Source organism: Ruegeria atlantica, assembly GCF_013032005.1.
GTDB classification, from domain to species: Bacteria; Pseudomonadota; Alphaproteobacteria; order Rhodobacterales; family Rhodobacteraceae; genus Ruegeria; species Ruegeria atlantica_A.
In genome coordinates this window covers 54,400-76,283 of record NZ_WQBE01000008.1, presented here as the reverse complement: position 1 = coordinate 76,283, position 21,884 = coordinate 54,400, and the positions used below count along the sequence as shown (strand labels likewise).

The following is a 21,884-nucleotide window of genomic DNA, read 5'->3' as shown; positions in this document are numbered from 1 at the left end:
CTTAGAAGTTGAAGATTGCACCAAAGTCAGCCTGGATGGAGTCTTCGCAAACCGAACAATCGTTGCGGCCGATACCACCAACCAGCGACGCGCCGCCGCCCAGGTCATAGCTTGCGCCGATAGCAATCTGCTGAAGGTCAGCGTCCGCGCTACCGTCACCGTAGGTGAACAGCAGGGTGGTTGCTGCGCCCAGGTTATAGGCACCCGACACACCCCAAGCGGTGCCGTCGGTTTCATAGAAGCGAGTACCGATCAGAGCAGGAGCGGTATTGTCTTCGTCAGCCACGAACAGGGTACCCGAGAAGTCGCCGAATTCAGCACCCAGGGTGAAAACCAGCAGTTCTGGATCCGAAACACCCGAAACACCAGCGTCAGTTTGACCATAAGCAATAGCTGCGGTGATGTTGTTGAAGGTGTAGGTCGCGCTCACGTCCCAACGGTCGGCGTCGATGGTGCCGCCCAGGCCGTCGTTCAGGAAGATGGTGCGCTGGTCATACGATGCGCCGAAAGCGAAGTCGCCAACTGCGTACTGGAAGAACACTGCGTTCGCGCCCGAACCGGTCGAGGTGTACGACAGGAAGCTGTAGTCAACACCCGAATACTGACCTGCGAACAGTTCCAGACCAACTTCGTTACCGTAGTAGTTTGCCAGGTTGTCGAACGAACCGGCAACGTTGCCGGCGTCAACACGCAGACCACCGTAGATAACCGAGAAGCGCGCGCCGTTCAGGCCAGCGGAGTTGGCCTCGCCGGTCGACGAGTTTTCGTCGGCTTGCAGACGAACACGGCCTTCAAAGCGAACGCCACCGTCGGTTTCAGTGAAACCGTCGATGTTCAGACGGAAGCGCGATACCAGGATCGCGTCGTCGGAATCAGCAAAGGTCGGGATGACACCTGCTGTTGTTCCGCCGTTCACGGTGGTCAGAGTGGCAGCAGTTACGCCGGTCGCATTGGCGCGATCTTCAACGTAGCCAATACCGAAACGGCCATAACCGCTCAAGTTTACACCGGAATCAGCCGCTGCAACACCTGCGGTTGCAATCAGAGCTGTCGATGCGAAGAGAACTTTTTTCATCTTGTTTCCCTCGGTTTCAAAAGTTTTTCTACTCGACACATGCCTCAGCACATGTCTCAGCACGGGAACCGTTTCGCTCTTTTTGCCCCCAACACGCAAGCTTGGCATAAATGACTCGGCTGCATTGAGGGAAAATTGGTGCAAGGATGCCACAGTCTGTTTTTGGGCATCGGTAAGCCCTACGACCACTGATATGTGACAATAATAGGGTTGTTGCTGAACGGGTCCTTGTCTAGGAGTAACAATTGACAACGTTGACCAAAGTGAACAGGACCAGTCGATAATGCGCCTGCAGACGATTTTCGGTTTGATCATAATGACTGCTGCCGTGTCCGCCTGCGGACAGAATCGGGCCGCACCAACCGAGTACACTACGAATCTCGATGCGGGTAAAACCGATGAGCGCCAGCTCAACGATCCGAATCGCGAGACCATCTGGGATGTGTTCAACACGGCCAATGCTGAACAGATCACAAATGTGAATCGCTATCTTTGGACGGCGTCGCTGGATGTATTGAATTTCCTGCCGGTTCAGGAAGTTGATCCCTTTACCGGGGTAATCGTGACCGGGTACGGCACACCTCCGGGTGGAGGGCGGCAGTATCGCGCGACAGTTCACATCAGTGACCCGGCCCTGGCGGCGCGGTCTCTGTCGGTCTCGCTGCAGACCAGCGGTGGCGCCCCGGTCAGTGCGGCCACGACCCGCGCAGTCGAAGATGCAATCCTGTCCCGCGCCCGTCAGTTGCGCATTGCGGACAACAAGTTCTAGCAACTCGTCGAAAATCACACTAATACCACGCCGGGTTCCTACCCGGCGTTTTCATTCACGAAGGACCGTACAATGTCTCGCTACTCGGCCAACGAAATCGAAGCAAAATGGCAAGAGGCCTGGGACAAGGCCGGAATCTTCACCGCCAACCACAAGGCGGACAAGCCGAAATACTATGTGCTTGAGATGTTCCCTTACCCGTCGGGCCGAATCCATATGGGACATGTGCGCAACTATACGATGGGCGACGTGATCGCGCGACACAAACTGGCGACCGGCCACAACGTATTGCACCCGATGGGTTGGGACGCCTTCGGAATGCCTGCGGAAAATGCCGCTATGGCCATCGGTGGCCACCCCAAAGACTGGACCTACGGGAACATCGCCGACATGCGGGGGCAAATGAAGCCATTGGGCCTGTCGATCGATTGGTCGCGTGAGTTTGCAACCTGTGACCCAGAATATTACGGCCAGCAACAGGCGTTGTTTCTGGATATGCTCGATGCTGGGCTTGTTTACCGCAAGAACGCCGTTGTGAATTGGGACCCGGTCGACATGACCGTTCTGGCCAACGAGCAGGTGGAACAAGGGCGCGGCTGGCGCTCGGGCGCGTTGGTTGAACGCCGCGAGTTGACCCAATGGTTCTTCAAGATCTCGGACTATTCAGAGGAACTGCTCGACGCACTGGACACGTTGGAAAACTGGCCCGCAAAGGTCCGCTTGATGCAGGAAAACTGGATCGGCAAGTCACGCGGCCTGCAATTCGGGTTCGAGCGCACGGACGGAGGCGAACCGATCACCGTCTATACGACGCGCCCCGACACGCTGCTGGGCGCGTCGTTTGTGGGCATCTCGCCGGATCACCCGATTGCTAAGCAATTGGAAGCCGAGAACCCCGAAGTTGCTGAATTCGTGGCTGAATGTCGCAAAGGTGGCACCACCGAAGAAGCCATCGAAACGGCTGAAAAGCTGGGTTACGATACCGGGATCCGCGTCAAGCACCCGCTGGACCCAAGCTGGGAACTGCCAGTTTGGATCGCCAACTTCATCCTGATGGACTATGGCACGGGCGCGATCTTTGCCTGCCCCGCGCATGACCAGCGCGACTTGGATTTCTGCCGCAAATACGGCCTGCCCGTGGTCGATACGTTCTTTGCGCTGGATGACGCCACTCCGGTCGACAAAACCGCCTTCGTGCCACCCAAGACCGAAAAAGTCCGTTGGGTGAACCATTTCGCGGGCCTCACCGAAGCCACGGGTGATGAGGCTATCAACGCCACCGTGGATTTTGCCGAAAAGGCAGGCTGGGGCGAAGGCGTCACCAAATACCGCCTGCGAGACTGGGGCCTTTCCCGCCAACGCTATTGGGGTTGCCCGATTCCCGTTGTCCATTGCGACAGCTGCGGTGTGGTGCCCGAGAAGAAAGAGAACCTGCCGGTCCGGCTGCCCGATGATGTCACCTTTGACAAACCAGGCAACCCGCTGGACCGTCATCCGACCTGGCGCGACTGTTCCTGCCCGAACTGCGGCGCCCCGGCCAGACGCGAAACCGACACGATGGATACGTTTGTCGATTCGTCGTGGTATTTCGCCCGCTTCACCGCCCCGCGCGCCGAAACGCCCACTGATCTGGCCGAGGCCGAATACTGGATGAATGTGGACCAGTATATCGGCGGCATTGAGCACGCGATTCTCCACCTGCTCTATTCCCGCTTCTTCGCGCGGGCGATGAACATCACGGGCCATCTGCCCAAAAAGGCCATCGAACCTTTCGATGCGCTGTTCACCCAAGGCATGGTGACCCACGAGATTTACCAGACCCGCGACGAAAACGGCCGCCCGGTCTATCACCTGCCCGAGGATGTGACCGACGGCAAACTGGCAGACGGCACCGAGGTCGAGATCATCCCTTCGGCCAAGATGTCGAAATCCAAGAAGAACGTGGTCGACCCGGTCAGCATTATCTCGGCGTTCGGTGCCGACACCGCGCGCTGGTTCGTGCTGTCCGATTCGCCGCCCGAGCGCGATGTGGAATGGACCGCGTCCGGGGCCGAGGCCGCCTATAAGCACCTTAACCGGGTATGGAACCTCTGCGACAAGATCGGGGCCATGAACCCAGCAGCCGAAGGGGAAGGCGATCAAGAGCTTTTGCGCGAGATGCACAAGACCATCCACGACGTTACCCTTGGCGTTGAGAGCTTTGGCTTCAATGCAGCGATCGCGAAACTCTACGCCTTCACCAATACGCTGGCAAAATCCAAAGCTGGCGCTGCGGCGCAAAAGCAGGCAATAAAAACGCTGGCGCAGCTGATGTCGCCGATGACGCCGCACATTGCAGAAGACATCTGGGCACATCAAGGCGGCGAAGGCTTGGTGGCGGTAGCCCCATGGCCCGTTGCGGATCAGGCGATGCTGGTCGACGACACGGTGACCCTGCCGATTCAGATCAACGGCAAGCGCCGCGCGGAAATCAGCGTGGCCAAGGATATGGCGAAGGACGAGGTTGAAAAAATCGCGCTCAGCATCGAAGCTGTGCAAAAGGCGCTGGATGGCAATGCGCCTAAGAAGGTTATTGTTGTCCCGGGCCGGATCGTAAATGTCGTTGTTTAACCGCAGAATCCTGTTGATGATACCGCTGGTGTTGGCTGCCTGCGGCTTTGAACCGGTCTACGCTCCCGGTGGTTCGGGTGCGGCCCTGAACGGCAAGGTCGCCGTTTCAGCGCCAAACTCGGTCGACACCTATTTGCTGGTCCAAAATCTGGAACAGCGGCTGGGGCGCAGCGCGACCTCGGGCAGCGAATACAATCTGAATGTAACCGTCTCGATTGCTTTCCAGCGGTCAGCGATCACTTCGACGAACGAAACCAACCGCTATACCATCGAAGGCAGGTCGAGCTACACGCTCAAATCAAACGAGACCGGTCAGGTCATTGCCTCGGGCACGGTCGAGAATTTCGTCAGCTATTCTGCCGCCGGATCAACAGTGTCCACGCTGGCGGACGAACGCGACGCCCGCAAACGGCTGATGGCGATCCTATCGGATCAGATCGTAAACGAACTCTATGCTGCGCCAGGCCTTGGTTCATGAAGCTCAGCCCGCGCGAGGCTGAAGGGTATTTCGCCCGGCCCGACGCCGACAAGGCCGGGCTCTTGATTTATGGTGCGGATACGATGCGCGTGGCACTGAAACGCCAGCAGGTTCTGTCGGCACTTCTGGGCGCCAATGCCGAAGAGGAAATGCGCCTGACCCGCATTCCGGGCACGGATTTGCGCGGCGATCCCGCACTTTTGTTGGATGCGGTCAAGGCCGTGGGGTTTTTCCCAGGCCCCCGCGCCGTATTCGTCGAAGACACCACCGACACCGCCGCCCCCGCAATCATCGCCGCGTTCGAAGACTGGGCCCCTGGTGATGCCCAGATCATCGTCACCGCCGGGCAGTTGAAACCCAGCTCGAAAATCCGCAAAGCGTTCGAGGCGCATCCCGCTGCCTATGCTGTCGGCATTTATGACGATCCGCCCTCACGGGCCGAGATCGAACGGATTCTGACACAGGCCAGGTTGCAGAACATCCCTCGCGATTCGATGTCAGCCCTTGCTGAGCTGGCCACTGGGATCAGCCCCGGAGACTTCACGCAAACCATTGAAAAACTGTCGCTCTATAAACGTGGAGACAGTTCCGAACTGGCCATCGAGGATATCGAAGCTTGCGCGCCCCGCTCGACCGAGGCCGCGCTGGATGATGTTTTGAACGTGGTGGCTGAAGGCCGCGCCGGAGAGATCGGTCCGCTGATCCGACGGCTGCAATCACAGGGCACCAATGCGGTCAGCCTGTGTATCGGCGCAACCCGGCACTTTCGCACATTGTATGCCTGTGCCTCGGACCCCGGCGGGGCGGCACAGGGCATCGGCAAGCTGCGGCCACCGGTCTATGGCAAACGCCGTGACCGGATTTTACGGCAGGCCCAGGGCTGGGGAGCACCGAAGTTGCAAACGGCTCTGACAGTTCTGACTGATACTGACCTGTCACTGCGCTCAGCTGGGCAGTCTGCGCCTGCCATGGCGCTGGTGGAACGGGCAATGATCCGTCTGGCTATGCTGGCCCGATCCCGCTAACCGGTGCGCAACCAATCCACAGCCGAACGCCCGGCCCATCGCCCAGTCGCCATGCAAGCGGTCAGCAGATAGCCCCCGGTCGGAGCTTCCCAATCCAGCATCTCTCCGGCACAGAACACGCCGGGCATTGCGGTCAGCATTAGCCCCTTGTCCAGCGCTGTACATCTGACCCCACCCGACGTTGAAATGGCTTCATCCATCGGGCGCAGGACTGCCCCGGAAACAGGAAGTTGTTTGAGTGCAGTGGCCTCAGAGGATTGCGGCAATCCACAACGTTTCGACATCTCATGGAACAACGCAATCTTTTGCCGCGGCAGCTTCAATGACTTCTTCAGCCATTGTGACAGTGTGGTCTTGGATTTCTTTGCATCCAACCGCGACTGTAGCGCCGCTGCGTCCAGATCGGGCACAAGATCGACTAACAGGTCCGCACCGGCGCGCAAAGCCGGGGTCAAAGAATACAACCCGCCGCCCTCAAGCCCCGTTGCCGATATCGTGGCTTCTCCGCGGCTGTCCAGCTCTCCGGCCATCCAACGCACCGATTTCAGCGCCGCGCCGAAATGCGGGGTCATGTGGGGGCTCCAGTCAACGGACAAGGCGGAATTCGCCGGGGCGAAGGGTGTCAGCGCGACGCCTTTCTGTTGCAAGATATCCGCCCATTGACCGTCTGACCCCAACCGCGCCCAGCTGGCCCCGCCCAGCGCCAGAATGGTCACATCCGGCTTCAGGCTCTGTGTACCTTCAGACGTGTCGAAAATCAGCGCATCGCCGTCCCATCCCAACCAACGCCAGCGGGTTTGTATCCGAACGCCCGCGCCCTCAAGCCTCCTCAGCCATGCGCGCAACAGCGGCGAGGCTTTCATCATTGTCGGGAAAACCCGCCCGGTCGAGCCGGTAAACAGCTTCTGCCCCAAACCCCGCGCCCAGTCCTGCACCTCGGCGGCGTCGAACTCAGCAATCATCGGACGCAGCCACTCCGCCGCCTCTCCGTAGGATTGCAGCAAAGTTTCGAACGGTTCGTCCTTGGTCAGGTTTAGACCCGACTTGCCCGCCATCAGAAACTTGCGTGCGACTGATGGCTTGGCCTCGGCCACCATCACGTCATGGCCAGCAGCGGCCAGTTCCCCTGCCGCCATCAGGCCTGCGGGTCCGGCCCCGATCACCACTGCCTGCGCCATGTCCGTCCCCTTGCCTTTCACGCTATCCAGCGCAAATCTGTACCTGCCATGTCAGACAGCGATCCGATCTGCCCGCTCTGTGACCGCCCCATCCCGGATGGGGGCGGCAGCCTGCACCATCTGATCCCAAAACTCAAAGGGGGCAAGGGCGGACCCACGGTTTTGCTGCACGTGATTTGCCACAAAGAAATCCACGCCACCTTGACCGAGGGTGAATTGGCCCGCACTTTCAACACGGTCGAGGCCTTGCGTGCCCATCCGCGACTAGAAAAATTCCTGATCTGGGTGCGCAATCGACCACCCGGATTTCGGTCGAAAGTTCCGGGCAAACGACGTGTGCGCTGATCAGCCAGGCCGCACCGGATCACCAAAAGCATCCCTCAGGGACGTCGACAGCCCCTGAACCTCTAACCCCCTGTAATCCGGCGCCGACGCAAACTGCGCCCCGGCGATGTGCTGGAATTCCAACGTGGTATAGGGACGTTTCCAAAGCCATTCGCGGTTCTCAACGGACCAAAGGTCCTGATTAGGCGGCACATCATCGGTGAAGGCATAGAAATGCAGGTCGAACCCGTATTGGGCCACATCCTGCACTGAAAGCAGTCGCATGCCTTGCGCCCGACAGAACGCATCCTCGGCGGCTATGTCCCCTGTCCGCAAGGTGATCTGGCCGATGCAGGCTTTGGCGAATGGTGCGGCAGGGTCGGCTGCGTTATCGGAACGGTTGCCCTGAAAGTCGTGTTGCAGTAGCTCGATCACAAACCCTTCGGGGTCTTTCAGGTGGCACATATAGCCGATGTCGCGGAACTGTTTCGGCTCCGAGACCTCGACGCCTTTTTCACGCAGATGAGAAACGGCCAGGTCAACATCGGGCACGGTAATACCGATCTTCCAATACCGCTGTCCACCATCGTGGGCATATCCGCCCCCACCCGGCATCAGCAGTAGGTCCGCGTCCTGCCCACCATAGCCAATGCGATAATTCGCCCCCTGCGCACGCGCCGTCATACCCAGAACATCCATATAAAAATCAGTCAGTTGCTTGGGGTCGGCAACACGCAGCAGCACGGCGGACAATTTCATTGGCACATCCTTGCGATTCCAGCGGCAATTCGGGGATCGGCGACCAGGCTGTCTGCCACCAGTTCATGCGCCGTTGGCATCAGTTGATCAGGGTCGACAACCCGGTCGACCAGACCGAAACCGTACGCTTCCTCTGCCGTGATCTTTTGACCGGCCATCAGAATCATCTTGGTGCGTGATGGCCCGATCAGGGCAGCCATACGCACCGGGTCCGAGGGTTGCGGCAGAAACCCCAGCTTCATCACCGGATAAAAGAACTTGGCTTGCGGCACCGCGATTCGGAGGTCACAGGCCAGCACCATCCCGTTGGCACCGCCCGCCAGCGTCCCGTTCAAAGCAGCCACCGTCAGACACGGCAAGGCCGCGATGGCGCCTGACAACCTCTCCCACAGATCCGAGGTCGCCAGTCCCGCACGGACCTCATCCAGATCGGCCCCGGCGCTGAACACTTTACCCTCACCTGTCAGGATCAGGGCCCGCGCCTCATTAGCAGCTTCGGCGATCTCAACCAGCTCACTCAGCATCACCTCGGTCAGTGCATTGGCCTTTTGCGGGTTGTTGAGTGTGACCGTCCACAACCCGTCCTTCTTGGTTAGTTTGATCACGTCAGCCCTACCCTTTGCCGGATATCTTCGCGTCGCAGCGAGATTTCTGAGCCCAGAAACTCATCTGCATCCGTCGAACACATCCACAGCAATGCCCGTGCAGGCCAATCGGCAGGAATGTGATCATCCCAATCCAGCTGGCTAACGGCATTGATGCCGCTCGCCTTGATCACCCGCTGCATATCCGTGGCCACGGTGCCCGGCGACAGGCCCATAGCACGAATACCGTGCATTGAATTTTCAAGATGCAGGCATTCGGTCAGCATTTTAGCCCCGGCTTTCGAGGCGCAGTAGTGGCTCCACGCCTCGATCGGGTTTGTCGCCGCGCCCGAAGAAACCGTGATCACCGTGCCCCCGCCCGCCGCGCGCATAACCGGTAACGCGGCGCGCATTCCGTAGAAGACACCTTTGAGGTTGATGTCGATTGCCTGGCTCCACGCGGCGACATCGGCATTGGACAAGTGAAAGATCGGATCAATGACACCCGCGTTGCCGATCAAAACGTCCAGCCCGCCAAAACGGTCGATACAATCCGCAACGGCCTGTTCGACCTGCGCAAAATCGCTGACATCGCATTGCAGCGCGATAGCATTGTCACCCAATGCAGCAGCCAGCGCATCAATCTGGTCGACGTTACGGGCCACTAGCGCGACATTTGCCCCCGCTGCGGCAAATACGCGCCCCGCCTCGGCCCCGATGCCACGACTGGCCCCTGTTATCAGTACGGTTTTACCCTGCATATGGACCCTGTACCTCCGTTGTTTTTAGATTGTGTGAATCTTTACCGTGCCAACGGGGAAAGGGTCCAGCCCTTGCCCCTTGACGCCTGCGGTCTCAGGCACGACGATGCCGGCAAATTTGATCAAGAAGGGTTCTCAAATGTCCGCTTTCCTCCGCCGCAGCAGCGGCGCAGTTCTGGCCTATGCCGTTGTCACTCAGGGCGCGTTCGCCGATGTCACCGCCCAGCAGGTTTGGGATGATTGGCAGGCCTACCTGTCCCAGATGGGCTATACGGTTTCGGCGGAACAATCCATCTCGGGCGGGGTGACCACGATCACCGATATGATTGTTGCCTTGTCTTCGCCGGACACGGACGGATCGTTCAAAATGACCGTCCCGCAGATGACCCTGACTGAAAATGGTGACGGCACAGTCAGCATCGGTTTCCCCGAAAGCTTTCCCATGACCCTGTCCGGTGAGGAAGAGGGCGAGGCGTTTTCCGTTGATATCGAGTACTACCATACCGGGCTTGAGATGGTCGTTTCGGGCCAACCGGACGATATGACTTATGACTATTCCGCGCCCACACTTGGTCTGAAACTGGGTGGCGTACAGGTCGAGGATGAGACCCTGCCCAACGACATGCTGGCCATGGATTTCAAACTGACCGACTTGTCCGGAGATTCGCGGATGAAGATCGGCGAAACCCGCACAGTGGACCAGAAAATGACCGCCGCCGGGCTGATCTATGATCTGGGATTCACCGATCCCGAAGGGTCAGATGATGGCAAGATCAACGGGTCGATGAACCAATTGACCTTCGAAGGCACCAGCGTGATCCCCGAAGATTTCGACGGCACCGATCCGCAATCCTTCTTCAACGGCGGGGTCTCATTCTCGGGTCTGTTCACCTATGCCTCGGGTCAGGCCGCGATTGAAGGGACGAGCGAAGGTCAGGCATTTTCGATGGCCACCCAATCCGAAGGTGGCCGGTTCGGCGCCAGCTTGGACGATCAGCGTCTGGCTTATGATGTCGAACAAAACAGCGCAAACCTCGCCGTGACTACGGCCGAGCTGCCGTTCCCAATCGAGATGGCAATGGCCAAGACAGGGTTAGGGTTCGAATTCCCGGTGCAGCAATCCGAAGAAGAGCAACCCTTTGGACTGTCGGTCAACGTAACCGATTTCACCATGTCGGACGTGTTGTGGAGCATCTTCGACCCGGCAGGCGCCCTGCCGCGCGACCCGGCAACGATCGCGCTGGACGCCACCGGAACCGCAAAAATCCTGACGAACTTCTTCGATCCGGCCGCTATCGAGGCTCTGGAAACATCAGGCGAAGCACCGGGTGAGTTGAACTCGCTGAAGATCAACGAATTGCTGGTCTCAATGGTCGGAGCTAAATTGACGGGTGACGCGGACTTTACTTTCGACAATTCCAGCACCGAGGAGTTCGACGGGCTGCCGACCCCGGCCGGCGTGGCGAACCTTCAGCTGGCGGGCGCCAACGCATTGATCGACACGCTGATCACCATGGGCGTGATCGGCGAAAGCGACGCGATGGGTGCGCGGATGATGATGGGCCTGATGGCCGTACCCGGCGACGAACCGGATACGCTGAACTCGAAAATCGAGTTCACGGAAGATGGCCAGATACTGGCCAACGGTCAGCGCATCAAGTGATGTTGGGGGGCGAAGCTCAATATTACCAGAGCTTCGCCCGCTAACTGACTCAGGTCTGCAAATCCAACTCGTGGACTAGAGCTCGTGCGATACGCCGTCCGGCGGTTCGACCATTAAAATACGCGGGTGTCGGCAGATCCTTAGCAATGCTCTGCATGTGGAACCGGTACATCCCCTCATAAAATTTGAAGTTGGTCTCACACAGAAAAAATTCCCCGGTTTCTGCGCATGGAAGAATGTCATGCGCGTAAAGCCCGACTCCCACAGCATTCTTGACGCTTTTCGCGATGTCGCGGATTTGGTCAATATTGGGTTTGATCAGTAGGTCGTGAAAATGTGTTAGCATTTCAGCATCAACCGGCGTCCCCCGAGTTCGGACATTGAGTCCTTTTCCGGTTCTTATCCACGAAAACAGGACCTGTTCGCCTACCGCCATGGCACGAATGGATACATGCCAGGGCTTACCTTTGTATTCGTATTTGCAATTGATGTAATCGGTGTTGTACCGCGTGGAATCCAATTCCCTTTCGTCACTCACGAGTTGCACCGGAACATGCGCGTTTGACACTTCGTTCGAAAAAACAGTGCCGAAACTGTCACCCGCCTCAATCAACCTAGGCATGGGAACACCCGCGGCCGTCAAAACCTTGTTCTGGCGGACTTTGTGGCCAATGACGCGCCCATGTTCAACAGAATGCAGGACCTTGTGACCCAGAGCAGCAAGCTCTGTTTCACGTGCACGCAGCCAGTCTACTTTTTGATGCTGAACGACGAAAAGCTCGTTGTAATGCAGCAAAACATAGCTTTTCGGATCTGTTGTCGGGCCGCGCTCAATCAGTTCCCGGAAAGGCAAAACTTCAGCAGGGACTTGCAGCTTGGTAAGAACCCTTGTGAAATGGCTGATGATATTGCTCGACCCTTTGCCCGCGGCAACGACATGCGGCTCGTCAAAATCAACTACGAAAAACTGAGCCAAGCCAAGCTCTCCTATTTGCCTTCACTTGCCCGGGTGAAAGTTTCAATCTGTTGCGATCGTCACCCGGAAATCTGTAATGCGTCCCAACTAATGAAAGTTTATACGGAAATGTAAACCCTTCGGCTGCCCCATCTGAATTTGGGCCAAACTAAGGGGTCTGACCTGTGATCTATCTGCCCAGAGGTCTTGCGGGACGGGCGGTCCAAGGCTAGGTCCAATGCAATAAAACCGGAGGCCGCATGACCCTAACACCTGAAGACATCAGCCAATCCTTGATGGACGCGGCCCGCAATGCCGGGGCCGACGCGGCGGATGCTATTGTGATCGATGGCTCTTCGGTTTCGGTCGAAGTGCGGAGCGGGGCGCTGGAACATGCCGAAAGGTCCGAGGGTACTGACCTTGGCCTGCGGGTGTTCCTGGGCCAACGGCAGGCGATCGTGTCCAGCTCTGACAGCCGCCCGGAAACCTTGACCGCGATGGCCGAGCGCGCCGTGGCCATGGCCCGCGAAGCCCCCGAAGATCCGTTCACCGGGCTGGCCGATGCGGCGCAGTTGGCCACGGATTGGGATCTGCCCGCATTGGAATTGTTCGACCCCACCCCGGAACCAGCGGCCGAAGACCTGCTGCATGACGCGCTAGCAGCCGAAGCTACGGCACTGTCGGTTCACGGCGTATCGCAAGTATCCGATGCAGCGGCGGCTTATGGCACGCACCGTGTACATCTGACAGCAACCAACGGTTTTTCCGGTGGCTATGCCCGCAGCAGCCGCTCGACCACATGCGTGGCGATCTCGGGCGAAGGTACCGGGATGGAGCGCGACTATGACGGCGACAACCGCACCTTTCAAAGCGACCTGCGCAGCCCCGAGGAAATCGGCCGCACCGCAGGTGAACGTGCTGTGGCGCTGGTCGGGGCTCAGAAACCCACCACCGGCACATTTCCGGTGCTGTTTGACGAACGCATCTCATCCTCGCTGATCGGTCACCTGCTGGGGGCCAGCAATGGTGCGGCTATCGCGCGGGGCGCGTCTTGGCTTAAGGACTGTCTGGGCGAACAGGTGTTACCTGACCACCTGTCGCTGATCGAAGACCCGCACCGCCCACGCATCGCAGGCTCGCGCCCCTTCGACGCCGAAGGACTGGCAACGCAGCGGCGCGCCATTGTCGAAAACGGCGTGCTGACCGGCTGGACGCTTGATCTGTCCAGCGCGCGCAAGCTGGACATGACCTCAACCGGTAACGCCGCGCGCGGCGTGTCGGGGCCACCTTCGCCTAGCAACTGGAACCTGAGCCTGACCCAAGGCACACACAGCCGCCAGGACTTGCTGCGCGACATGGGTACCGGGCTGCTGGTGACATCTATGATCGGCTCGACCATCAACCCAAACACAGGTGACTATTCACGCGGTGCATCAGGGTTTTGGGTCGAGAACGGAGAGATCACGCATCCGGTCAACGAATGCACCATCGCGGGTAACCTGCGCGATATGTTGAAACGGATCATCCCGGCAAACGACGCGCGCCCGTATCTGTCGCGGGTGGTTCCGTCGGTGCTGATCGAAGGAATGACACTTGCCGGCAGCTGACCTGCAACTTTTGATCGACGCCGCATTAGAGGCCGGAAAGATCGCCACTCGATACTCGGGCACAACGGCGCAGCGCTGGGATAAACCCGACGGCGCCGGACCGGTGACCGAGGCCGATCTGGCCGTCAACGCCATGCTGGAACAGCGCCTGCCCGCCGCCCGGCCATGCTATGGCTGGCTGAGCGAAGAAACCGAGGATTCCACTGACCGGCTGACGAAGGACCGGGTGTTCATCATCGATCCGATCGACGGCACGCGCAGCTTTGCCGAAGGATCGCGCACCTGGGCACACTCACTGGCCATTGCAGAACAGGGCGAAGTGATTGCAGCTGTAATTTACCTGCCCCTGCGCGATCTGCTGTATACTGCGGCCAAAGGACAAGGCGCGTTTCTGAATGGGGCGGCGATCCACGTCTCGGGCGTCACGACGCTGGACACGGCGCAAATATTGGCGGCCAAACCCAATATAAAGCCACACCATTGGCGGCAGGGTCAGGTGCCTGACTTTGAACGGGTCTATCGCCCGTCACTGGCCTATCGAATGGCGCTGGTCGGACAAGGGCGTTTCGACGGGATGCTGACGCTGCGGCCCAGTTGGGAATGGGATATCGCTGCAGGCGACCTGCTTATCCGCGAGGCTGGCGGCCGCTGTTCCGACCGGTTGGCGCAACCCTTGCGGTTCAACAACGCCCATCCGCGCCTGAACGGCGTGATCGCGGCCGGCACGCCCATTCATGACACCCTGCACGCACAGCTTGACCCGGGCAGCACCGGAATCCGCCCATGAGCCGACCGCGATCCCTCAGCCTGGCAGCCTATCGGGTTCTGTCCTGGGGCGTGTCCAACCCGAGCAGCCAACCCGAGATCCAGCGCCCTGAGGGCGAGTTGCTATGGGTCCATATCAACGCGCAGGATCGCCAGCGCGCGGTCGTAGATTTCTGCCATAGGCTGCAGCAGGTCCGACCCACTTTGCATGTGCTGCTGACAGTGCCCGCCGAAGCCGACCTGAGCCTTTGGGAGCAAGGAGACTACCCGCTGGTGAACCTGCCCTCGGAACAAGCGGGGGCAGCACGCGCGTTTCTGGACCATTGGCACCCCGAAACCGGCCTGTGGGTCGGGGGCGGGCTGATGCCCAATGTTATCACGCGCGCCGAAGAGCGCGGTATTCCCCTGATCCTGATCGAAGCACGGGTAGATATAAAGATCGCGCGCGGCGCCCGGTGGCTGCCGGACATCACCCGTTTTACTTTAGACTGTTTCAAAACCATCCTGACCACGAATTCGGAAACCACCCGGACAATCCGTCGCCTTGGCATCACGTCGGGCAAAGTCACCGACTCTCCACCATTGTATGTCAGCCCGAACCCGCAGCCCTGGCCCGAGGATGAACTGATCGAAACCAATCACGCACTGGCGGGGCGTCCGGTCTGGTTGGCAGCATGTGTGCGGGACAAGGAGTTCATCTCGATCCTTAGTGCCCATCGCCAGGCATTGCGGATGTTGCCCCGGCTGACACTGGTGCTGCATGTGGCAGACACCGCCGAGGCAGAACCACTGCAAAACCGCCTTGAGACTATGGATCTGCGTTGTACCAATTGGGACACCAGCGGTCAGATCGAAGACAACACGCAGGTTATCCTGTCCGCCCACTCCGAAGATCTGGGCCTGTGGCACCGGATCTCGCCAGTCACATTCATGGGCAGCTCGCTAGAACGCGACGCGGGTGGGCGCGATCCACTTTTTGCCGTTGCCCTTGGGTCGTCTGTCATCCACGGCCCGTTTGTGCATCGTCATCAGCAGATGTACGATCAACTGGATCGGGCCGGCGCTGCCCGCATGGTCAGATCCGCAACCGAACTGGGCGACGCCGTGGTCGAGCTGCTATCGCCTGACCGGGCTGCAGATATGGCGTTGGCCGGGTGGCAGATCGTATCCGAAGGCGCACCACAAGCGGATCAACTGATCGATATGGTGCAGGATTGCCTGGATCAGCGGAGTGCGGATTGATGAGAGCACCTGGTTTTTGGAACACCGCCCCCAACCGGCTGGATATGCGTGCCAGACTACTGGCACCGCTTGGCCGAATCTACGCCGCCGCAACCGCCCGGCGGGTTGCGTCCAAACCGGGAGTTAAACCCGGCGTTCCGGTCATCTGCATCGGCAACCTGAACGCGGGTGGCACCGGCAAGACCCCAACCGTGATCTGGATGATCGAGCAATTACGCGACGCCTGGCACGAAACGCATGTGGTGACGCGTGGCCATGGAGGTTCGTTAGAAGGGCCCGTGCAGGTTGACCCATCCAAACACACCGCCGCGCAAGTCGGGGATGAACCCCTGTTGCTGGCCGCCTTTGCCGAGGTCTGGGTGGCCAAGGACCGCGCCGCCGGCGCGCGCGCGGCGGCCGAAGCCGGGGCCAGTGTGATCCTGCTGGACGACGGGTTTCAGAACCCCTCGGTCGCCAAGGATTTCTCGGTCATCGTGGTCGATGCGGCGCGCGGATTCGGCAATGGACTGTGTCTGCCTGCCGGGCCTTTACGTGAACCTGTTGAAACCGGATTGCAACGCGCCGATCTGGTACTGTCGCTGGGTGATACCGACGCGCAGTCGCAATTTACCGATCGCTGGGGGGCGAAATTGACCGCTCCCCACGCCACCGGCGCGGTTGAGCCCCTGCAAACCGGTATGGATTGGGCAGATACGCCGGTTCTGGCCTTTGCAGGGATCGGCCATCCTGAAAAGTTTTTTGACACTCTGCGCCAACAGGGCGCGACACTCTTGCGGGCCGAGGCACTGGACGATCACCAACCGCTGACCCCTGCCCTTATGACCCGGTTAGAGAACGAGGCCCGCCTGCTGGGCGCGCAAATGGTGACAACAGAAAAAGACGCCGTGCGCCTGCCACCGGCGTTTCGCAGCAAGGTCATCACCCTGCCCGTGCGTTTGAAAGTGAATGAGGCCGACAAGGTGCGGCAGATGCTGCTGCAAATCGCCCCGTCGCCGTAAAGTGCGACCGGTCCATGCAGAACCGGTCGCAACAGGCAATCAGCTGCCCAGTTCTTCTTCGATCAGCTTCTTGAAATCGGCATAAGATTGGTTGTCGACCTTCTTGCCATTCACAACGAACGAAGGCGTGGATTGAACACCGTCACGTTCGGCGTTTTCCTGATACCAGGCCACCAGTGTTTGCGCGCGGGTGCCGTCCTGCAGGCAGGCTTCAAGCTGGTCATTGTCAATACCAGCCAGACGCCCGATCTTGCGCAACTCGTCCACGATTTCAGCTGGACCACCTGCGCGGGTCCATTCGGACTGACCTTCATAGATCAGGTCGGAAATGCCAAAGAACTTATCGGGGCCGTCACAACGCGCGACCATCGAAGCCCACAGGCCATATTTGTCGAAATACACCTCGCGGTAGATGAACTTAACCTTACCGGTGTCGATGAAATCCTTCTTCAGTTGCTTATACGCCCCCGTATGGAAGTTGGCGCAATGCGGGCAGGTATAGGATGCATATTCGATGATCTCGACCGGCGCATCTTCGGCCCCCTGCACCATCTCGACGATGGTCGAGGTGTCAATATCGGCCTCTTGCGCCTCGGCACTGCCAATCATCGGATACGAAGTAGAGGAATTCGACAGCCAATAGCCGCCAGCGGCAATAGCGACGGCCGCGCAGATTCCGGTTGCAATACGGCTCATTTCTCAGCCCTTTCTCAGCGTTTTTGCTTGGATAATACGTTGCGGCCCAGACGTTCAAGGGCCGCGCGCAGATCACCGTCATTGACGTCGCGCGCAGTCCGGTCCGCCTCGGCCACGATTTCGGGATCGATTTTGGGTTTCGCCGCTTTCGGTTTGTGATCGAAGCTGGCCTGCCCCTCGGCAAATCCTGTCGGCGCGGTCTGGGTGATACGCACCCGGCTGATGGCGTTATAGCCATAAACAGCATTCACCTTGCCGCGCAGCTGTTCCTTTTGCATTTCAAGCATCGGAGCCTGCGGACCAGTGGTCAGCACCGTCAGCGTCGCGCCGATCCCGCCCTTGCCATAGCCCACATTCACCGGTCGCGCGATGGCGGCCATATCTTGGCCCACGATCTCGGCCCAATGGGTCAGCAGACGCGAAACGGCAAAGCCCCGGCTTTCCCCGGCGCGCCTAATCTGGCCGTTCAGCAATGTCGCGGTGCGTTTGAACCCGCGGGTCGAAGAACGTCTGCGCTGCATCTGGTTTCCAACTCCTGCGCCGCTATTGTAAAGGGCATGATATCGGACGCCAGCGAAACCCGACAGAGAGATAGATAAAACTTGCGTGACAGTATTCAACATGACCTGAGCGGTGCGTTACTGGCTTGGTACGACCGCCACGCTCGCACAATGCCGTGGCGTGTTAGACCAACCGACCGGGCGGCGGGCATGATACCGGACCCCTACCGGGTCTGGTTGTCCGAAGTGATGTTGCAACAGACCACCGTGGCCGCTGTCCGAGATTATTTTATGCGATTCACCGCGCGCTGGCCTACGGTTCAGACGCTGGCGGCCGCACCGGACGATCAGGTCATGGGCGAATGGGCCGGGCTGGGCTATTACGCCCGTGCCCGCAACCTGCTGAAATGCGCACGCGCGGTGGCCAATGAACATGGCGGCGTTTTTCCTGATACCTATGACGCCCTGCTGAAACTGCCCGGCATCGGCCCCTATACGGCCGCCGCTATCTCGGCCATCGCTTTTGACCAGCCCGAGACGGTTCTGGATGGCAATGTCGAACGGGTCATGGCGCGTCTGTATGACATTCACGACCCTCTGCCGGGCTCGAAACCCCTGTTGAAAGAAAAAGCCGCTGCGCTAACGCCCGACCTGCGACCCGGAGATTATGCACAGGCCGTGATGGATCTGGGGGCCACGATCTGTACCCCGAAGTCTCCGGCCTGTGGCATCTGCCCCCTGCGCGACCCTTGTCAGGCCCGTGCGGCCGGAACCCAGCCCGACCTGCCGCGCAAGACACCGAAAAAGCCGAAACCCACGCGGTATGGCCATGTCTATATCGCTCAGCGTACGGATGGAGCCCTGCTGCTGGAGCGGCGCCCCGACAAAGGGTTGCTGGGCGGCATGCTGGGCTGGCCGGGGTCAGTTTGGTCAGATGCGCCAGCAGACTCCCCCCCCTTTTCCGCTGACTGGCAAGCTTTGGCAGGTGAGGTGCGCCACACCTTCACCCATTTTCACCTGATCCTGTGTGTCTGGACAGCTACGTTGCCGACGGAAACGACGCTCGATGATCTGATCGTTTTGGAAAAACACACTTTCCGCCCCAGCGACCTGCCGACCGTGATGCGCAAAGCATATGACCTCTGGCGCAACCGGTAACCCATTGTCTGTCCTACCGGACTGTGGCTAATGTGCGCGCAGTCATCCGGAGCCACCCAATGACCGCAACAGATACCTTACCCCGTTGGCAATCAGCCCTGCCGTTCTGGATCTCATTCCTGCTGATCCCGCTGATCTGGTTCACCGCAATGGCTGGCGGTTGGTGGGTCTTGCTGGTGCCACTTTCCACATGGTGGGCCTTTGCGTTGCTCGACCGGCTCACCGGGCTGGATCTGACCAATGCCAACCCCGATACCCCCGACTCGGTGTTGCACTGGTATATCCTGCTGACAAAAGCTTGGGTTCCGGTACAATTCCTGACCCTTTACGGGCTGATCTGGCACGCCACGCATACCGACCACCTGTCAAGTTCAGCTAAGATTGGGCTGTTCTTCGGAATGGGAGTAATCTCGGGCACGATCGGCATCAACTACAGCCACGAGTTGATGCACCAAAAAGGCCGAGTCGAACGCTGGTTGGGCGATATCCTTCTGGCGATGGTGCTGTATTCACATTTCCGCTCTGAACATCTGCTGGTGCATCACCGCTATGTCGGTACGCCCCGCGACCCGGTGACTGCACGCTATAACGAGGGGTTTCATCGGTTTTATCCGCGGGTGCTGAAACAATGCCTGTTCTCGGCCATGCAGGCTGAACGCGAAAAACTGGCCCGTAAAGACCGCCCGTGGAGCGACCTCTCCAACCCGTTCTGGCGCTACTGGGCATTACAAGGTGCAATGCTGGTATTGGCCTTCGTGATCGGAGGTCTCTCGGGGCTCGCACTGTTCCTGATCCAAGCGGGCGTCGCCATCTGGCAGCTAGAATTGGTTAATTACGTCGAACATTATGGCCTGACGCGCAAACATCTGGGCGCAGGCAAGTATGAGCATGTCCAACCACGCCACTCATGGAATGCGTCACAGAAAGCGTCGAACTGGCTGCTCATCAATTTGCAGCGCCACTCGGACCACCACTATAAACCCAACCGCCGCTTTCCACTGTTGCAACACCACCCTGAGGACGCCGCCCCGCAATTGCCCTATGGCTATCCGGTGATGACGGTCGCCGCGATGATCCCACCGCTGTGGCGTCGCATCATGAACCCGCGCGTCCGCGCTTGGCGGCGCCAATACTATCCCGAAGTTACGGACTGGACGCCCTATAACAAATTGCAAAACCCGCTGCCACGTGCCTGACCGCAGCACGCGTCAGCGTGCTGCCCGGCCCAACGATCCGCCTTGCATCTTCGATGCATGGTTGATCGGCGGGAGCCCTCACCCGGTCATCACCCATACATCCATCGGGGCCTCCACCCCCCGGACCGCACGATTTTCGTGTTTCGCAAACCCCGCCATCAGCTCGGATACGTTGCGGCCTTCTTCCTCCAAACGGCTCCGAACTGCGTCGCTCATGATGACTTTTGCCTGAAACTCGCGAGTCTGCGCCTCAAGCTTCGCGGCCACATTCACCGCATCCCCTATCACCGCAAATTCCAAACGGTTGGCGCCGATATCCCCCAGAACGACCGCGCCGAAATGGACCCCGATCCCCACACGTATCTCAGGCTCGCCCGTACGGCGGCGTTCCACGTTCCAACGGTCAATCACATCGATCATCCCACGCGCGCAGGCCACTGCATTACTCGCATCCTGCGGTGTCGGCACCGGCGTCCCAAACGTGGCCATCAACCCGTCACCCAGGTATTTGTCCAGCGTTCCGTGATGGCGGAACACTTCGGCCTCCATCCGGGCGTGAAAGCCGCGCAGGGCTTCAATCACATCATATGGGTCGCGCCCCGCGGCATATCTGGTGAACCCGACGATATCGATGAACAGGACGGCAATTTGCTCTTTGCGCACCTGCTTCAGCGGCTCATCATTCTGGCTCAGCTCATCCACCACGTTCGGTGAGAAATACCGCGACAGGTTTGCCCTTTCGCGCTCCAACCCCGCATTCGACATCAGCAACCGATTGAGCCGCCGCATCGACACGCCCAATGTCACCGCCACCATCATGAACACGATCACCTGTTGAATACGCTGCGCTGGCATAAAGCTGTTGGGGTCCAGCAATTCTGCCACATCGGGATAGCCAGCCAATGCCTCAGCCACACGCTCGCTGAGACCGGGCATCGGGGTTGCAACCCACCAGGCGATGATCCATCCTGCTGTCCAGACCCCTGCCGTCCATGATCCGATCGCAATCACCGTGCGCCAGGAATAGGCCAACGTACCGGCCGCCAGAATGATGAAAAAATACTGGAAATTGTCGAACCGGTACTGCATCGCCAACGGTCGGACATCGTCGCTGAACGGGTTGGGCACAATCATCCCCAGTGTCATGATCAGCAGGTCCACAAAGATCAAAAGCAGCTCGGTCCGCGATTGCCCCACACGCCCCGCGCGCCGGATAAACCAGCCGTTGGCGCAGATCAGCAGCAAGATGAAGTGATACCACAGCACTTCCCATTGCGGATTCAGGTAGATCAGCAGCACACCAGTCAGCGCCATCGCGATCCAGCGAGCGCGGACCGCAAGTTCAAGCCCCTCGCGCTTGTGTCGTTCCATCGCGGCTTCGGTATATTTGTTTTCCAGATCGAAATTGTCCGGGCGGGTCACAAAGAACCGGTCAAAGCGGGACTCGCTGGCTGTGGTTTCCGACATTGCACAAGCTCCTTCACTGCACCGCAGGATACAGAAGGCCCGTTTCGAAACCAGATGTTGAAAAACAAAAGACC

Annotated in this window: 21 protein-coding genes; 12 read left to right on the top strand and 9 right to left on the bottom strand. The window is 59.2% G+C overall.

Annotated elements, in window-relative coordinates; genetic code table 11:
• Position 1 precedes the first annotated feature (1 nt).
• A complete protein-coding gene (locus tag GOX21_RS15045; protein ID WP_170351137.1) occupies positions 2-1,075 on the bottom strand; it encodes a porin in 1,074 nt (357 codons plus the stop codon).
• A gap of 283 nt (positions 1,076-1,358) precedes the next feature.
• Between GOX21_RS15045 and GOX21_RS15040 the strand changes: the two genes are divergently transcribed.
• The 4 genes from GOX21_RS15040 to holA all read left to right on the top strand — a co-directional run bounded on the left by GOX21_RS15040 (position 1,359) and on the right by holA (position 5,957).
• A complete protein-coding gene (locus GOX21_RS15040) occupies positions 1,359-1,844 on the top strand; it encodes a DUF3576 domain-containing protein (RefSeq protein WP_170351055.1) in 486 nt (161 codons plus the stop codon).
• Between the two features lie 72 nt (positions 1,845-1,916).
• The gene (gene leuS, locus GOX21_RS15035) at positions 1,917-4,454 is read left to right on the top strand and encodes a leucine--tRNA ligase (RefSeq protein WP_170378284.1); all 2,538 of its coding nucleotides are present in this window, start codon (positions 1,917-1,919) and stop codon (positions 4,452-4,454) included.
• Positions 4,441-4,932: an LPS assembly lipoprotein LptE gene (gene lptE, locus GOX21_RS15030; RefSeq protein ID WP_170378282.1), complete on the top strand. Its 492-nt coding sequence runs from the start codon at positions 4,441-4,443 to the stop codon at positions 4,930-4,932. The genes leuS and lptE overlap by 14 nt, the downstream gene beginning before the upstream one ends.
• Positions 4,929-5,957: a DNA polymerase III subunit delta gene (gene holA, locus GOX21_RS15025; RefSeq protein WP_170378280.1), complete on the top strand. Its 1,029-nt coding sequence runs from the start codon at positions 4,929-4,931 to the stop codon at positions 5,955-5,957. The genes lptE and holA overlap by 4 nt, the downstream gene beginning before the upstream one ends.
• On the opposite strand, the gene GOX21_RS15020 is transcribed toward holA, so the two are convergent.
• Positions 5,954-7,135 (bottom strand): TIGR03862 family flavoprotein, encoded by a 1,182-nt coding sequence (locus tag GOX21_RS15020; RefSeq protein WP_170378278.1) that lies wholly within the window; start codon positions 7,133-7,135, stop codon positions 5,954-5,956. The two genes, holA and GOX21_RS15020, sit on opposite strands and share 4 nt — an antisense overlap.
• Positions 7,136-7,183: 48 nt before the next feature.
• Here GOX21_RS15020 and GOX21_RS15015 point away from each other — a divergent pair, with 48 nt between their 5' ends.
• Positions 7,184-7,480, top strand: coding sequence for an HNH endonuclease (locus GOX21_RS15015; RefSeq protein ID WP_170378276.1), 297 nt, complete (start codon positions 7,184-7,186; stop codon positions 7,478-7,480).
• On the opposite strand, the gene GOX21_RS15010 is transcribed toward GOX21_RS15015, so the two are convergent.
• The 3 genes from GOX21_RS15010 to GOX21_RS15000 are packed head-to-tail and all read right to left on the bottom strand — an operon-like array spanning position 7,481 to position 9,563.
• Positions 7,481-8,218 (bottom strand): VOC family protein, encoded by a 738-nt coding sequence (locus GOX21_RS15010; RefSeq protein WP_170378274.1) that lies wholly within the window; start codon positions 8,216-8,218, stop codon positions 7,481-7,483.
• Complete coding sequence (locus tag GOX21_RS15005) at positions 8,215-8,823, bottom strand: enoyl-CoA hydratase/isomerase family protein (protein ID WP_170378272.1); 609 nt, start codon at positions 8,821-8,823, stop codon at positions 8,215-8,217. The genes GOX21_RS15010 and GOX21_RS15005 overlap by 4 nt, the downstream gene beginning before the upstream one ends.
• Positions 8,820-9,563 carry an SDR family oxidoreductase gene (locus tag GOX21_RS15000; RefSeq protein ID WP_170378270.1) on the bottom strand — a complete coding sequence of 248 codons (744 nt, stop codon included), beginning with the start codon at positions 9,561-9,563 and terminating at the stop codon, positions 8,820-8,822. Before GOX21_RS15000 ends, GOX21_RS15005 begins: the two co-directional genes overlap by 4 nt.
• A 139-nt stretch (positions 9,564-9,702) precedes the next feature.
• Here GOX21_RS15000 and GOX21_RS14995 point away from each other — a divergent pair, with 139 nt between their 5' ends.
• Positions 9,703-11,226 (top strand): DUF2125 domain-containing protein, encoded by a 1,524-nt coding sequence (locus tag GOX21_RS14995; RefSeq protein ID WP_170378267.1) that lies wholly within the window; start codon positions 9,703-9,705, stop codon positions 11,224-11,226.
• Positions 11,227-11,275: 49 nt separating this feature from the next.
• On the opposite strand, the gene GOX21_RS14990 is transcribed toward GOX21_RS14995, so the two are convergent.
• Positions 11,276-12,202, bottom strand: a complete 927-nt coding sequence (locus GOX21_RS14990; protein ID WP_170378265.1) for a hypothetical protein — start codon at positions 12,200-12,202, stop codon at positions 11,276-11,278.
• Between the two features lie 239 nt (positions 12,203-12,441).
• On the opposite strand from GOX21_RS14990, the gene GOX21_RS14985 reads away from it, so the two are divergent.
• Genes GOX21_RS14985 through lpxK form a run of 4 tightly spaced genes read left to right on the top strand, consistent with a single transcriptional unit; the run spans position 12,442 to position 16,793 of the window.
• Positions 12,442-13,788 (top strand): TldD/PmbA family protein, encoded by a 1,347-nt coding sequence (locus GOX21_RS14985; RefSeq protein WP_170378263.1) that lies wholly within the window; start codon positions 12,442-12,444, stop codon positions 13,786-13,788.
• The gene (locus GOX21_RS14980) at positions 13,775-14,575 is read left to right on the top strand and encodes an inositol monophosphatase family protein (protein WP_170378262.1); all 801 of its coding nucleotides are present in this window, start codon (positions 13,775-13,777) and stop codon (positions 14,573-14,575) included. The genes GOX21_RS14985 and GOX21_RS14980 overlap by 14 nt, the downstream gene beginning before the upstream one ends.
• Positions 14,572-15,795 (top strand): 3-deoxy-D-manno-octulosonic acid transferase, encoded by a 1,224-nt coding sequence (locus tag GOX21_RS14975; protein ID WP_170378260.1) that lies wholly within the window; start codon positions 14,572-14,574, stop codon positions 15,793-15,795. The genes GOX21_RS14980 and GOX21_RS14975 overlap by 4 nt, the downstream gene beginning before the upstream one ends.
• A complete protein-coding gene (lpxK, locus tag GOX21_RS14970; protein ID WP_170378258.1) occupies positions 15,795-16,793 on the top strand; it encodes a tetraacyldisaccharide 4'-kinase in 999 nt (332 codons plus the stop codon). The genes GOX21_RS14975 and lpxK overlap by 1 nt, the downstream gene beginning before the upstream one ends.
• 39 nt (positions 16,794-16,832) lie before the next feature.
• On the opposite strand, the gene GOX21_RS14965 is transcribed toward lpxK, so the two are convergent.
• Entirely contained in the window at positions 16,833-17,489 is a 657-nt protein-coding gene (locus tag GOX21_RS14965; protein ID WP_170378256.1) for a DsbA family protein, read from the bottom strand.
• A gap of 14 nt (positions 17,490-17,503) precedes the next feature.
• Positions 17,504-18,010, bottom strand: coding sequence for a DUF721 domain-containing protein (locus GOX21_RS14960; RefSeq protein WP_170351071.1), 507 nt, complete (start codon positions 18,008-18,010; stop codon positions 17,504-17,506).
• 81 nt (positions 18,011-18,091) lie between these two features.
• Between GOX21_RS14960 and mutY the strand changes: the two genes are divergently transcribed.
• On the top strand, positions 18,092-19,147 hold the full coding sequence (gene mutY / locus GOX21_RS14955) for an A/G-specific adenine glycosylase (protein WP_170378253.1): 1,056 nt from the start codon (positions 18,092-18,094) through the stop codon (positions 19,145-19,147).
• Between the two features lie 59 nt (positions 19,148-19,206).
• Entirely contained in the window at positions 19,207-20,343 is a 1,137-nt protein-coding gene (locus GOX21_RS14950; RefSeq protein WP_170378251.1) for an alkane 1-monooxygenase, read from the top strand.
• Positions 20,344-20,421: 78 nt separating this feature from the next.
• Here the strand turns inward: GOX21_RS14950 and GOX21_RS14945 are convergent, their stop codons facing one another.
• Positions 20,422-21,810 (bottom strand): adenylate/guanylate cyclase domain-containing protein, encoded by a 1,389-nt coding sequence (locus GOX21_RS14945; RefSeq protein ID WP_170378249.1) that lies wholly within the window; start codon positions 21,808-21,810, stop codon positions 20,422-20,424.
• Positions 21,811-21,884 lie beyond the last annotated feature (74 nt).

What these genes read in the sequence shown, in the direction of transcription:
- GOX21_RS15045 (WP_170351137.1), bottom strand. Translation starts at nt 1,075, where the DNA reads ATGAAAAAAGTTCTCTTCGCATCGACAGCTCTGATTGCAACCGCAGGT.
- GOX21_RS15040 (WP_170351055.1), top strand. Translation starts at nt 1,359, where the DNA reads ATGCGCCTGCAGACGATTTTCGGTTTGATCATAATGACTGCTGCCGTG.
- leuS (WP_170378284.1), top strand. Translation starts at nt 1,917, where the DNA reads ATGTCTCGCTACTCGGCCAACGAAATCGAAGCAAAATGGCAAGAGGCC.
- lptE (WP_170378282.1), top strand. Translation starts at nt 4,441, where the DNA reads ATGTCGTTGTTTAACCGCAGAATCCTGTTGATGATACCGCTGGTGTTG.
- holA (WP_170378280.1), top strand. Translation starts at nt 4,929, where the DNA reads ATGAAGCTCAGCCCGCGCGAGGCTGAAGGGTATTTCGCCCGGCCCGAC.
- GOX21_RS15020 (WP_170378278.1), bottom strand. Translation starts at nt 7,135, where the DNA reads ATGGCGCAGGCAGTGGTGATCGGGGCCGGACCCGCAGGCCTGATGGCG.
- GOX21_RS15015 (WP_170378276.1), top strand. Translation starts at nt 7,184, where the DNA reads ATGTCAGACAGCGATCCGATCTGCCCGCTCTGTGACCGCCCCATCCCG.
- GOX21_RS15010 (WP_170378274.1), bottom strand. Translation starts at nt 8,218, where the DNA reads ATGAAATTGTCCGCCGTGCTGCTGCGTGTTGCCGACCCCAAGCAACTG.
- GOX21_RS15000 (WP_170378270.1), bottom strand. Translation starts at nt 9,563, where the DNA reads ATGCAGGGTAAAACCGTACTGATAACAGGGGCCAGTCGTGGCATCGGG.
- GOX21_RS14995 (WP_170378267.1), top strand. Translation starts at nt 9,703, where the DNA reads ATGTCCGCTTTCCTCCGCCGCAGCAGCGGCGCAGTTCTGGCCTATGCC.
- GOX21_RS14985 (WP_170378263.1), top strand. Translation starts at nt 12,442, where the DNA reads ATGACCCTAACACCTGAAGACATCAGCCAATCCTTGATGGACGCGGCC.
- GOX21_RS14975 (WP_170378260.1), top strand. Translation starts at nt 14,572, where the DNA reads ATGAGCCGACCGCGATCCCTCAGCCTGGCAGCCTATCGGGTTCTGTCC.
- lpxK (WP_170378258.1), top strand. Translation starts at nt 15,795, where the DNA reads ATGAGAGCACCTGGTTTTTGGAACACCGCCCCCAACCGGCTGGATATG.
- GOX21_RS14965 (WP_170378256.1), bottom strand. Translation starts at nt 17,489, where the DNA reads ATGAGCCGTATTGCAACCGGAATCTGCGCGGCCGTCGCTATTGCCGCT.
- GOX21_RS14960 (WP_170351071.1), bottom strand. Translation starts at nt 18,010, where the DNA reads ATGCAGCGCAGACGTTCTTCGACCCGCGGGTTCAAACGCACCGCGACA.
- GOX21_RS14950 (WP_170378251.1), top strand. Translation starts at nt 19,207, where the DNA reads ATGACCGCAACAGATACCTTACCCCGTTGGCAATCAGCCCTGCCGTTC.
- GOX21_RS14945 (WP_170378249.1), bottom strand. Translation starts at nt 21,810, where the DNA reads ATGTCGGAAACCACAGCCAGCGAGTCCCGCTTTGACCGGTTCTTTGTG.